Below are 12,138 nucleotides of genomic sequence, written 5' to 3' on the forward strand. Positions count from 1 at the left end.
ACGATAGGTCGCTTTATAGCGTAGGATAAGCCTTTTAATCGATTACTTTGAGGAATAAAGAGGAAATATATGACACAAAAGTCACGTTGTAGATGGTGTGGAAATCAGGCTTTATATCAATCATATCATGATGAAGAGTGGGGAAAACTCAATAAGGATGAGCAATCACTTTTTGAGCTTTTTTTATTAGAAACGCAACATGCAGGACTTTCATGGTGGACAGTCCTTTCTAAAAGAGAAGGATACCGTAGCGCCTTTTTAGAATTTGATCCAATCAAAATGAGCCAGATGGATGAAGCTGATGTTGAACGCTTATTGCTAGATGATGGTATTATCCGTAATCGATTAAAAATTAATGCCATGATTCATAATGCTAAAACCTATTTACGTTTTATTAAAGAGGTAGATACATTCCAAAATTATTTTTGGCAAAAAATAGGGGGTGCGCAGATAGTGAATCATTATGGGGAAAATGAGTTATCACCTGCGGTAACCCCTTTATCAGATGAGATAGCTAAAGAGTTTAAAAAGTTTGGTTTTAAGTTTTTTGGAAGTACAGCGGCGTATGCCTTCTTACAAGCGGCGGGTTTTATAGATGATCATTTGGCAGAATGCTATTTAAGTAGAGAGAAAGAGTAATGGGCTATCCATTTGAGGTTACTAAAAAAGGGCATGATAACGTATCAACATTGCCGAGTTATATTGTCTCTGAGCTGACAGATGCATATTTAGAAACAGAAAATCGTTTTGTATGGGATGGTAAAAAATTCTATTGGAATGATTTAGAAGCAGGGCATTTGGAGATTGATTTTTTCTCTAAAAAAATGCGTTATCGCATGCAACATATTAATAAAGCCCAAGAGCCTTTGTTACGCGCATTAGGTTGGAAAAGTACTGAGCAAAAATCAGTGTTAGATATGACTGCAGGATTAGGGCGAGATGCTTGCATGCTTTTTTTTGCGGGATTCAATGTCACAATGTTTGAACGAAATCCAATATTACAACTACTCTTAGCAAATGCGTTGAGTGAATTGCCATCTGAAGATTTTTCGCAGCAGTTTATCTTAGAAAAGGAAGATTCAATTGTCTATTTAAGACGTATGATTGAGCTTAATTTAGCAGCACCTTTTGCGGATGCGATCTATATGGATCCGATGTACCCAGAACGTAAAAAGTCAGCATTAGTGAAAAAAGAGTTACGGATTATTCGTAATCTTGTGGGTGCTGATTTAGATAGTGAATCTTTATTATTAATGGCAATAGAAAGTGGTGTTCCTCGAGTTGTTGTCAAACGTCCGAAAGGGGCAACTTTTGTCGCAGATAAAAGGCCAAATCATTCTGTTGAATCGCCTAATACTCGGTTTGATGTTTATCTTAATCATCCATTATAGAATGATCTTATTTCTGAAAAGTTTCAGACCAGCACCGGATAATATAGTCGATTTGGTTTAAGAAAAGTAAGTCTTAAACAGCGGGCACGGGGTTTTAGGAAGAACATGAAACATTCCCTCCAGCCGTACATAAATCTATAAAGGTACCTATTAAATAGTACTTGTAAGAGGCCAGATAGAACATATCTCTTATCGTTAATAGCCGATATGCCGGCATTTAAATCAGCCTATTTTGAACCTATTTCACTATAGATTATTGTGGGAAATGACTTGAAAAGCGTAGTTGATCATCAGTCTTTGCGCTATTAATATTTTTGATGCAGGGATAGATGTTGAGTATGAAGAGGGCTTACGTTATCCTAACTCGTTCTTTATTGTTCGATTACATCAAAGGGAGTTAGAGGAATGGATCAGCGTCATGAATCAGAAACTATCGATAAGTCAGATGCGCTTTGCTTAAGAAGTCCTGAGCTATTTGATTTAGAATTAGTGAATGCGGAGCTTAAGGCGGCGGTTGAGACGCTTATGGATTTAGGCCCTGCTGTGAGTATTTTTGGTTCTGCACGTTTAAGTTCTACTCACCGAAGTTATCAAATCGCGCTTGAAATTGCAGAGAAGCTTTCTGCAAGAGGTATCTCGATTATTACAGGTGGTGGACCTGGCGTGATGGAGGCGGGAAATAAAGGTTGTCAGTTAGGGGAGAAAGGGCAGTCAATTGGGCTAAATATCAAGCTACCAAGAGAGCAGTCGCCAAATCCTTATCAGGATGTGTCGCTGTTTTTTGAACATTTTTTAACAAGAAAAACAATTTTTATGGATTATTCTGCGGCTTATATTTGTGTCCCAGGAGGCTTTGGGACTTTGGATGAGCTCATGGAAGCGATTACATTGATGCAGACTAAAAAGATGAAGATGAAGCCTGTTATTTTGGTGGATAGTGATTTCTGGCAGCCATTAATGGGGTGGTTTGAATCTCAGTTTTTGAAGCATGAGATGATTGTTAAAGAAGATCTTAATAAATTTATAATGGCTGATAGTGCTGATGAGGTATTAGAAGCATTGATTAAAACGGGATTGCTTTAGCGTGATCTAAATTTTTTTCGATGAGGCATTATAGCCAATTTGGTTTGGTAAACCCTGTTTTGTACATCAAATCAGCTTACAGGATGCCGGATAGAATGATTTTTGTGCTTCTCATAACCGATGCGCCGGCAATCTGATTCTGTCACTTTTAAACCGAATCGACTATAAGAACTCTTCTTAGCTATACAAATAGGGAATAAAAAAACGCTGATCTAAATAAGGTCAGCGTTTTTATTGGTTTGTTGAAAAGTTGATACTATTTTTTATGTAAGATTTGCTCAACTAATAATGTGATAGTATCTGCTGGAATATGAAGGTTTGGTGCCATTGGGATTGGACCCCAAACACCTGCACCACCATTTTTGACTTTTTCAACAAGGTAAGTTTCAGCATCTGCATCATCTTTATATTTTTCATATACTTCATCATAGCTTGGTCCAATCAATTTACTATCTTGGCGATGGCAAGCAAAACAACCTGAAGCCGATGCAAGATCAGGATCTACCTGTGCAAATGTTGGTGCCGCTAGGGCTGCGAATGAAGCTGCAACGAGAAGTAATTTTTTCATACTAGTATTCCTTTTGAATGCGTACTCAAATTAAAATTGTCTTGCTGCTATCTTGGATAAATCGCTTCTGCTCTTGGCGCTTATGTTCTGTAACAGCTCTTTTATTATCAATAATCATATTGTAACACCAAATATTGCGCAATATATTGAAAATAGTCAATCTTTGGTGCAACGGTAGATTAATGAATAATCTGGGGGTTTAGGTTTTTCTTTTAGTTGTTGATATTAAAAGGTTTTTGTTTTATAAAAAACCTTTTTTGATTCTTTTAAGTTTTTAATGAGCCTGATATCTACTTTTCTTTATGAGGTTGTTCCCAGTTTTCAACATGAATCACTTCTAGTTTATTGCGAACAAGTTCATGATCTTTCACATCTTTAGGCACAATAGAACCAGCCGCCGTTGCTGCGTGGTTCCCAACCTTTAACGGCGCTACAAGTGAGCTATTTGAGCCGATAAATGCGTGATCTCCGATAATTGTAGGATATTTATTAGCGCCATCGTAATTACAAGTAATGGTACCAGCACCAATATTACTTCCTTCCCCAATTGTGGCATCCCCAAGATAGGTTAAGTGGCCTGCTTTAGAACCATTGCCTAATGTTGTATTCTTCGTTTCCACAAAGTTACCAATGCGTGTATTATCGCCAAGTTTTGTATTTTCACGAATACGTGCGAAAGGTCCAATATCTGCATTTTTGCCGATCGATGCCATTTCAATCACAGAATACGGGTGAATGGTTGTATTATCAGCAATGACAACATCTCTTAGGACTGAGCCAGTACGAATTGTTACATTTTTTCCAAGAACGATATTACCTTCTAAAATGACATTAGGCTCAATATGACAATCTAAATCATTTTGAATTTTGCCTCGAATTGTTAATGATTCAGGATCATCAATCGTAACGCCATTGAGCATTAATTTTTTAGCCATCTCTTTTTGATAATAGCGCTCTAGTGTAGCAAGTTGTACGCGGTCATTTACGCCTTGAATAAGTTCAGGAGCTTCATTAAAGGTATGAATAGTAATTTCATTATTTGCCGCAAGTTTGGCAATATCCGTTAGATAATATTCTTCTTGTTGGTTGTTATTATCAATTTGTGGCAGTGCTTCTGTTAAAAATTTTTGGCAAACAGCAAAGATGCCTGTATTAATCTCTTTAATCTGCTTTTGGGCTTCATTGGCATCTTTTTCTTCGATAATTGCAATCATATGGTTATTATGATCACGGATAATACGGCCATAACCTGTAGGATTATCAAAAGTTGAGATTAACCAATTTAAACGAGTTCTTTCGGCATTATTCACTAACTCTTCTAAGGTCTCTGCGTTGATAAGCGGAGTATCTCCGTACAATACAAGGACTGTTGAATCTTCAATAGTATAAGGAAGTGCATATTTCATTGCATCTCCTGTACCTTCAAACGTCTCTTGTTTTGCCCAAGTAATATCTTCATGATGTGCAAAAGCTGCTTGTAGTTCTTCACCACGATGACCATAAACGACAATGAGGCGATCCGGATTTAATTGACGAGCACTCTCTAAAACATGCTCTAGCATTGGTTTTCCCCCAATTTTATGTAGAGGTTTTGGAAGCGCAGATTTCATACGTGAACCAAGTCCTGCTGCGAGCACGACAATTGAGAGTTTTTTCATTGTGAAGTCCTTTTTCATAGCAATAACTTTTATCTATAAGATCTATAGAGATCTTATAGATATAATAATGGAGGTTAGTCTATACCCTTAAGAATAATATTCAAATAAACAAAAAGAATTATATTACCTATCCTTTTGATTCAAAATAGTAAAATTTATAGTGAATCAACTAATGTTATCTATTAATTTACTAATGGCATTAATCCGTGTTTCAGGGTTTTCTAATGGTAGTACATAGCGTAGCGCATCTTGTCCTTGTAATTGATAAAAATGTGGACGATCTTGAATAAGAGAGATTAATTTTTGGGGATTAATTCGAGGATGCTCTCCGAAAATAATACGCACGCCATTTTGATTCGCTTCAATTTTTTTAAGATTGAGAGGTTTTGCTTTTAGCTTTAGCTCTGCAAGTTTAAAGAGTCGTTTAGTAGAATCTGGAAGTAACCCAAAACGATCAATCATCTCTATTTGAATCTGATCAAGTTCATCTTGAGTTTTGCTACTTGCGATCCGTTTGTAGAATGAAAGTCTAGCTGAAACATCAAAAATAAAATCTTCTTGAATCAGTGCCGGAACGCCAATGCTAATTTCAAGGCCTTTATTAAAAGGATCGGCGATATCCAGTTTCCCGCCTCGTTTAATCATTTCGGCAGCTTCACTTAAGAGTTCCATATAGAGGGAGAAGCCGATGGCATTAATTTCCCCACTTTGGGCATCCCCTAGTAATTCTCCAGCGCCTCGAATTTCAAGATCATGATTAGCAAGCATAAAGCCAGCGCCAAGAGTATCTGTGGTTGCTATTGCCTCTATTCGTTTTTTTGCATCCGTTGTCATTGCTGCATATTCTGGCACGATGAGGTAACAGAAAGCCCTGTGATGGGATCTACCAACTCTTCCACGAATTTGATGTAATTGCGCTAATCCTAAATGATCAGCTTTATTAATAATGACAGTATTAGCATTAGGGACATCAATACCTGATTCAATGATAGTGGTACATAGTAGGATGTTAATACGGTGATGATAAAAATCGAGCATGACCTTTTCTAATTCTGTCTCATTCATTTGACCGTGGGCAACGCCAATAGAGATATCTGGCATTAATTCTAGAAGGCGATCTTCTACTGCGGTAATACTTTTAACTTCATTGTGTAGGAAGTAGACCTGACCTCCTCGTTTAAATTCTCGAGTACAAGCCTCGATGATCAGTTCATCGCTCCATTCATTGACAAAGGTTTTTACCGCAATCCGATTTTCAGGGGGTGTTGCGATGATAGAGAGAGCTTTTAATCCTGTTAGACCCATATTTAAGGTACGGGGAATAGGAGTTGCTGTCATCGCCATAAAGTTTACTTCTGCACGAAGTTCGCGTAATCGCTCTTTTTGCTTGACGCCAAAGCGGTGTTCCTCATCAATGATCACAAGGCCTAGATTTTTAAAAATGGTATCTTCTGACAGCAAACGATGTGTACCGATGACAATATCGATATTCCCTTTTTCTAGCGATGCAAGAATCTCCTTAGTCTCTTTAGTTTTTCGAAAACGAGACAGTGCTGCGATCTTTAGTGGCCAATCGGCAAAGCGATCCTCAAAAGCTGTCGCGTGTTGTTCTGCAAGTAGCGTTGTCGGTGCTAAAATAGCAACTTGATAACCATTCATCGCTGCCATAAAAGCGGCGCGAATAGCTACTTCTGTTTTCCCAAAGCCTACATCGCCACAGACGATTCGATCCATTTTTCCTTGTTCAAGGTCAAAAAGGACGCTATCGATCGCTTTTTGTTGATCCGGAGTCGTGTTATAAGGGAAACTTGCGGCAAATTGTTCATATTCATCAGGAATACGCATCTGTTTGCCATCTTGGGCTTCTCGCCTAGAATAAATGTCTAATAGCTCAGCTGCCGTATCATTTGCTTTCTCCGCTGCTTTTCGGCGGGCTTTATCCCATTGATCGGAGCCTAGTTTATGTAATGGGGCGGATTTTTTTTCACTACCAGAATACTTGGATAAGAGATCAAGAGAGGTTACAGGGACATATAGTTTTGCATTATCTTTATATTGAATGACGACAAGTTCAGTATCATCAATAATATCCATGCCGGCATAACGGCCGATACCATGATTAATATGAATAATAGGATCTCCAATCTCTAAGGTATCGAGATTTGTGAGCATCGCTTCAATATCTGCAACCTTACTTTTAGCTCGGTACTCTCGAGGTTTAACGCCTAAAAATTCAGCCTCTGTAATTAATCTAAAGAGAGGATCTTGGTTTGAAAATCCTTGGGTTAATGCACCAGTAACGAGCAGTAATGACTTAGGGTTTTGAAAAGCTTCTTCAATAGAGTCGTAAACTTGAGGAGTGATCTCTTCATTTGCAAGGCGATTGAGGATATTCTCTCGTCTTCCTGAGGTTTCTGCACATAAAATATAGGGGATTTTACCGTGATCGGCTTGTGTTTTTAAATCTTGTAGATTAATAGATGGTTGAAATTGTGTAAGGAAATTAACCGATACGATCGGATATTGTTGAATCTGATTTTCTAAGCCTTGGGGCGTGAGATAGAGTCTTGCTGGTGGCAGTATTGGCTTTTCACTATCATGACGATAACGTTCAAAGCGCGTCTCAATGAGCTCATGAAAGCGTAATCCCTCATCTTCAAGCTCTGGGTAGAGTAAAATTGTTGTCTCTTTAGGGAGGTAATCAAAAAATGTAGCAGTCTCTTCAAAGAAAAGAGGCAAATAGCTCTCAATACCAGAAGGTAAATTACCTTTGATTGTTTCTTGATAAATATATGATTTTTTAAGAAGCGCTTCATTATCAGTAAAGCTTGTTTGATATTTTTGTTTAAAGGTTTGCAGGCCTTTATCACTCATATTCAATTCACGAGTGGGTAGAAGTGATAGCGTTTGAAAGGTCTTGAGCGTATCACCTGTTTCAGGATCGAAGGTGCGAATCGTATCAATTTCATTATCAAAAAAATCAATTCGAAGAGGCGCTGTTTCTCCCATGGGGAAAAGATCAAATAGGGAGCCTCTTGCAGAAAATTCCCCTGGCGAAAGCACATTGTTAACTGCAAGATAGCCAGCATTTTCAAGGTTACTACGAAAAAGCTCTCGATCGATAACTTGCTCTTTCTTAAAGATAAGAACATTAGCATCAAAAAAGCTTCGTGGGGGGAGTCGTTGTAAAAGTGTTGGAATCGTTACAATGACGATCGATTTTTCACCTTCCTTTAAATGATAGAGGGTTGATAACCTTTGGGAGATGATATCAATTTGTGGCGAAAATGGATCATAAGGAAGTGTTTCTGTATCAGGGAAAATAGTTGCCTTGCCCCCAAAAAAAGCACAGTTTTCAGCAAGACTTTCTGCTTTGCGCATGTTGTTCACAATCACAATTAAGGTGCGATCACAGTTTTTAGCAGAATTGACAAGATGAAGTGCAAAATTTGCAGCATTCTCAAGATCCCATGAAACAGTACGTTTTTGTACAGGGATTGGGAGGGTTTTGAGGGCAATTTTTTTCATGATTTAAGGCTTTTTCTTTTTCTCTTGTTTCGGAAGTTGAATAATTTCAGTACCTGAAAGACGATCATGCCAAGATAGGCGCGTCGGGGAGACAAAAACCCACCAATAACCTAATCCTAGCGGAATCCAGCTAATAATAGCAAAGCCTAATCTAATAAGTGCAATAGTGCCAGTAATTGGGGTGCCATCTAGTCTTTGAATACGAAGACGCCAAGCTCGCATTCCTGTTGTGTGGGCGTCTCTCATCCAAAAGAAGAGGAAATAGGCAATAGGTGTTAAAACAATAAATACTCGCATCACTTGACGCAGAACGACATCTTCAGCTGTGATCTCTTCTCCGCCATTAATAATAAAAAAGAAAACTCCAACTAAAAGAATTAAGGCCGTAATACAGAGGATATCGTATAACAGCGCGCCCATACGGCGATGCAAGAGGGCTCGAGGATAACTACTATTCATATCTTATTTTTTTGCCTAGCTAAAGTTGTGAAATTGTCTGGTATTTTAGCATGTGAAATTGAGTTCAGGAATTCATCAGGCGGATAACATATATTTCTAAACAATAGAGGCGTATAGATTATAGAAAACCGCCCATAAATGGCGGTTTTAATGATATGAGAAATATTTGAAAAATGTGTATTAGAAATCGATCACAAAAGCTTGATCATCTCTTTCTAATACAAAGAAGTAAGGCTCATCAGACCCTTTAAAATCCATAACACCTAAGATTCTGTTGTCATCAATTTTCCGAAAGATATCATTAATCGGAAAATTATCATAAATCATTGTTGCACTACTAACGCCGCGATGCTCAAGCATTCTAATTCGCGCGTGAGAGGTTTTAGAACGAGCTTTTGTTAAGATTTTTTGAATCTCTTCATGTGATGATTGTGCGGAAGTTTTTCCAACAATGAGTAAGGGATCGCCAGCAAATAGCCCTTTTTTATCTTCGGTGTAATAAACCAATGGATAGACATTTTCAAAATCTTTAAATACTTTGCCATACCAGCCACTATTTTCTAAGTTTCCACCAGTAGGGTGATTGGTATCGATTTCAAACCCCCGCCAGCGCCCTAGTAGGAAATCTAAAGGAACCGCAGCTAATTGATCAAATGCGGCTAAAGCTTCTTCCGTTGTTGCTTGTCGATCGGTTAATATTTGTGTGATAGTTTTCATCATCTTTCTCCATTTAAATGATTAAGGAATTAAAACTGCCTTGATAACTTCTCCTTGGTGAGTCTCTGTGATTGCCAGATTAATATCTGCTAAAGGATATTCTTTAATAAATTGATCAAAAGGAAATTTTCCTTCTTCCCAAAGTTTAATAAGCTGTGGAATGAACTCATAAGGATTGCTATCCCCTTCAATGATGCCTCTTACTGTTTTACCATTTAAGATCTGATTAATATTGAGGGAGACTTCAGCTTTAGGATCAGCCGCACCAATAACGCCGCAGGTGCCAAGAAATGCTAAAACATCAACCGCTTGACGTAATACCGCAGGAATTCCCGTGCATTCAAGCGTGTAGTTGACACCTTTATCATCAGAGAGTGCTTTAATTTTTTTAACAACATCCTCAGAGCCATTAATGGTATGTGTTGCCCCAAGTTTTTTAGCGAGTGAAAGGCGCTCTTCTTTCATATCTACCATAATAATGGGGGAGCACTGCGCTATAATCGCAGCAAGTAGTGCCGATAAACCTACAGCGCCAGCACCAAAGATGACAATGGAGCTTCCTTTTTTGGGTTTTAAGGTATTAAAAATTGCGCCAGCCCCTGTTTGAATACCACATCCAAGAGGTCCTAACAGTTTGAGTGGAGCATTTTTGGAGATCTTAACGACAGAGCGGTAATCCGCAATTGCATAAGTTGCAAATGATGATTGCCCAAAGAAACCACCAAAGATAGGGTGGTGATGTTCATCTTGGTAGACCTCTTTTTCGGTAAAGGAGGCCTTAAAGAACTGCTCGCAGTAAGCGGGCTGTTGATTTAAACAGTTGGGGCATTTCCCACATGAGGCAAAGGTTAACACTACATGATCGCCGACATTTAGATCGGTAATATCATCCCCTATTGCTTCGACAATACCAGCCCCTTCATGACCTAAAACAGCAGGGCTTGGGAAAATATCGGGGCTGCTTTTTGTTAAAAGATCAGTATGGCAAAGACCAACGCCCACAATTTTAACGAGTACTTCATTTTTTTGGGGTGCTCTTATTGTTAAGTTTTCAATCGAAAATTCTTTGAGGTTTTCTCTGACAACAGCAGCTTGTACTTTCATTGGATTTCCCTCTCCTTGTGACGCTTTTTATATAGAGAAATTTCTCTAATAGTGGAGACCTTATCGTTACACTGAAGATTTTTAACGTCAATGGTTTAGCTGTCTTGATCAAGGGGTAAGTGGGATGTTTCAGACGGTTTTGTAAGGTTTATTGCCGCAGTCTTGATAGAGATTTACATCTAGAATTTGTTGTTTGATTGGTTGTGATGATGCGAATTAATGTGTTTATAGCGTTATTTGAAAATGGTATCTAATTTAGTTTCAATGAACTGAAATTCAATAGTATAAAATATTTTTTATGTGGAAAATTAGATTAAAAGTCTGTAAATGCCTCACTTTAGAGAACCAAAAGTTTTAGAGGTTTAATATTTTTTCTGAAATCCCTAGATATTTTTAGACAGAAATTATCTAGGGAAAATAGTCATAATTTCCAGCTTAGTGATTGAGATATTGGGAGATGTTTTTTAAACCTAAAGCAGGGCCCACACTCATACCAAGTCCTGTACGCATTAATACGATAGAGACCTTATCGCTTGGTGTAAGAATGGAGATAGGCTCTTCTCCTTTTGCCCCATAAACACCTTGCCAGCGCTCTTTTATCATGATTTTTTGTTCGAGTACTTCTTCTGCTAATGATTGGATTAATTGGTCGATCTTCGCATTATTAAAAGGGAGAACTTCTTCGTGATAATCGTGAGAATCCCCTATAATAAGATCTCCATAAGGAGTGGGGGTTATGAGAAGGTGGATTTTATATTGATCTAAAAGTGGGGTCTCACTTACGACTTTTTCTTGTAAGGCTTTGATTTCTGGTAATCCGGCAAAGGCATCGTAATGCAGGCAGCTTAATCCTGTAAAAAGCGCATGTTGTAGCTGAATGTCGTGAGTTGGTGTTGCGCGGAGCATCTGTAAACGGCAGACAATAGGGTTGAGCGCAGCAATCTCCTTAGCAAAGAGTGTTTGATAATCATGACCGCAGCAGACAAAGATGTGATTGGCCGTAAAATTTCCTTGAGAGGATTTTAAGAGACCTTTATCAGGATCAATCTCATAAACAAGCGTTTTGTAATGAGCCGTAACATTCGGGTGCTCAGCGATCCATTTGGCGAGTTGTAAAATGGCTTCTCTTGAATAAATGACTTGATCTTCCGTGCCGTGAAGTGCGCGTTTAAAGTGGGAAAATTGCCCCTGATATAAAAGGGCAATCTCTTTTTCAGTGAGTAATTGGCACGGATATTGTGATTTTCCCCGTGTTTCATAAAATGATTCTAATAAGCTCGCCTCAAGCTCATTGCGAGCAAAAAGTAGAGATCCCTGCTGAAAACTATCAAATTGAGCCTCTTTTGCAAAATGTTGCCAGATTTCTCGGCTTGTTTTTGCGAGCTCCAACATTTCACCAGGGGCTTGCCCAAGCTGCATCGCAAAGCCAAAATTTTGAATTGATGCACCTCTTGGCATCTGATCTCTTTCTAAAAGCAGGACTTTTAAGCCCTTTTCAGCAGCGGCATAAGCATGACTTAATCCTAAGATCCCACTGCCGACAATTGCAACGTCATATTTCATCTTCAATCCTTACGATAATATTTCCCTTATTAAAGAGATGATTATGCGTAAAGAAAATGTCAGCTTG

At 38.4% G+C, this 12,138-nt stretch carries 10 protein-coding genes; 3 read left to right on the forward strand and 7 right to left on the reverse strand.

All coding sequences use genetic code 11. The features are described from left to right. Positions 1-69 precede the first annotated feature (69 nt). The 3 genes from MMG00_RS13635 to MMG00_RS13645 all read left to right on the forward strand — a co-directional run bounded on the left by MMG00_RS13635 (position 70) and on the right by MMG00_RS13645 (position 2,474). Entirely contained in the window at positions 70-639 is a 570-nt protein-coding gene (locus MMG00_RS13635) for a DNA-3-methyladenine glycosylase I (RefSeq protein WP_242149325.1), read from the forward strand. After that, positions 639-1,391 (forward strand): class I SAM-dependent methyltransferase, encoded by a 753-nt coding sequence (locus tag MMG00_RS13640; RefSeq protein ID WP_242149330.1) that lies wholly within the window; start codon positions 639-641, stop codon positions 1,389-1,391. The genes MMG00_RS13635 and MMG00_RS13640 overlap by 1 nt, the downstream gene beginning before the upstream one ends. A 405-nt stretch (positions 1,392-1,796) precedes the next feature. Then, positions 1,797-2,474, forward strand: coding sequence for an LOG family protein (locus MMG00_RS13645; protein WP_242149334.1), 678 nt, complete (start codon positions 1,797-1,799; stop codon positions 2,472-2,474). Between the two features lie 256 nt (positions 2,475-2,730). On the opposite strand, the gene MMG00_RS13650 is transcribed toward MMG00_RS13645, so the two are convergent. The 7 genes from MMG00_RS13650 to MMG00_RS13680 all read right to left on the reverse strand — a co-directional run bounded on the left by MMG00_RS13650 (position 2,731) and on the right by MMG00_RS13680 (position 12,071). Further along, the gene (locus tag MMG00_RS13650) at positions 2,731-3,042 is read right to left on the reverse strand and encodes a c-type cytochrome (RefSeq protein ID WP_242149337.1); all 312 of its coding nucleotides are present in this window, start codon (positions 3,040-3,042) and stop codon (positions 2,731-2,733) included. A gap of 290 nt (positions 3,043-3,332) precedes the next feature. Continuing rightward, complete coding sequence (gene glmU / locus MMG00_RS13655) at positions 3,333-4,700, reverse strand: bifunctional UDP-N-acetylglucosamine diphosphorylase/glucosamine-1-phosphate N-acetyltransferase GlmU (RefSeq protein ID WP_242149341.1); 1,368 nt, start codon at positions 4,698-4,700, stop codon at positions 3,333-3,335. A 165-nt stretch (positions 4,701-4,865) separates the two neighbouring features. Then, positions 4,866-8,228 (reverse strand): transcription-repair coupling factor, encoded by a 3,363-nt coding sequence (gene mfd / locus MMG00_RS13660; protein ID WP_242149344.1) that lies wholly within the window; start codon positions 8,226-8,228, stop codon positions 4,866-4,868. Positions 8,229-8,231: 3 nt separating this feature from the next. Then, a complete protein-coding gene (locus tag MMG00_RS13665; RefSeq protein WP_242149348.1) occupies positions 8,232-8,687 on the reverse strand; it encodes an RDD family protein in 456 nt (151 codons plus the stop codon). Between the two features lie 180 nt (positions 8,688-8,867). Beyond that, positions 8,868-9,407: a DUF4334 domain-containing protein gene (locus tag MMG00_RS13670; protein WP_242149351.1), complete on the reverse strand. Its 540-nt coding sequence runs from the start codon at positions 9,405-9,407 to the stop codon at positions 8,868-8,870. Between the two features lie 18 nt (positions 9,408-9,425). After that, complete coding sequence (locus tag MMG00_RS13675) at positions 9,426-10,508, reverse strand: NAD(P)-dependent alcohol dehydrogenase (protein ID WP_242149355.1); 1,083 nt, start codon at positions 10,506-10,508, stop codon at positions 9,426-9,428. Positions 10,509-10,943: 435 nt separating this feature from the next. Further along, positions 10,944-12,071: a TIGR03364 family FAD-dependent oxidoreductase gene (locus tag MMG00_RS13680; RefSeq protein ID WP_242149358.1), complete on the reverse strand. Its 1,128-nt coding sequence runs from the start codon at positions 12,069-12,071 to the stop codon at positions 10,944-10,946. Between the last annotated feature and the right edge of the window lie 67 nt (positions 12,072-12,138).

Origin of the sequence: Ignatzschineria rhizosphaerae, assembly GCF_022655595.1 — a bacterium.
Taxonomy (GTDB): Bacteria; Pseudomonadota; Gammaproteobacteria; order Cardiobacteriales; family Wohlfahrtiimonadaceae; genus Ignatzschineria; species Ignatzschineria rhizosphaerae.

Excerpts from the sequence above, each read along its gene's own strand:
- glmU (WP_242149341.1), bottom strand. The coding sequence starts at position 4,700 with ATGAAAAAACTCTCAATTGTCGTGCTCGCAGCAGGACTTGGTTCACGT.
- MMG00_RS13645 (WP_242149334.1), top strand. The coding sequence starts at position 1,797 with ATGGATCAGCGTCATGAATCAGAAACTATCGATAAGTCAGATGCGCTT.
- MMG00_RS13680 (WP_242149358.1), bottom strand. The coding sequence starts at position 12,071 with ATGAAATATGACGTTGCAATTGTCGGCAGTGGGATCTTAGGATTAAGT.
- MMG00_RS13635 (WP_242149325.1), top strand. The coding sequence starts at position 70 with ATGACACAAAAGTCACGTTGTAGATGGTGTGGAAATCAGGCTTTATAT.
- MMG00_RS13640 (WP_242149330.1), top strand. The coding sequence starts at position 639 with ATGGGCTATCCATTTGAGGTTACTAAAAAAGGGCATGATAACGTATCA.
- mfd (WP_242149344.1), bottom strand. The coding sequence starts at position 8,228 with ATGAAAAAAATTGCCCTCAAAACCCTCCCAATCCCTGTACAAAAACGT.
- MMG00_RS13650 (WP_242149337.1), bottom strand. The coding sequence starts at position 3,042 with ATGAAAAAATTACTTCTCGTTGCAGCTTCATTCGCAGCCCTAGCGGCA.
- MMG00_RS13675 (WP_242149355.1), bottom strand. The coding sequence starts at position 10,508 with ATGAAAGTACAAGCTGCTGTTGTCAGAGAAAACCTCAAAGAATTTTCG.
- MMG00_RS13665 (WP_242149348.1), bottom strand. The coding sequence starts at position 8,687 with ATGAATAGTAGTTATCCTCGAGCCCTCTTGCATCGCCGTATGGGCGCG.
- MMG00_RS13670 (WP_242149351.1), bottom strand. The coding sequence starts at position 9,407 with ATGATGAAAACTATCACACAAATATTAACCGATCGACAAGCAACAACG.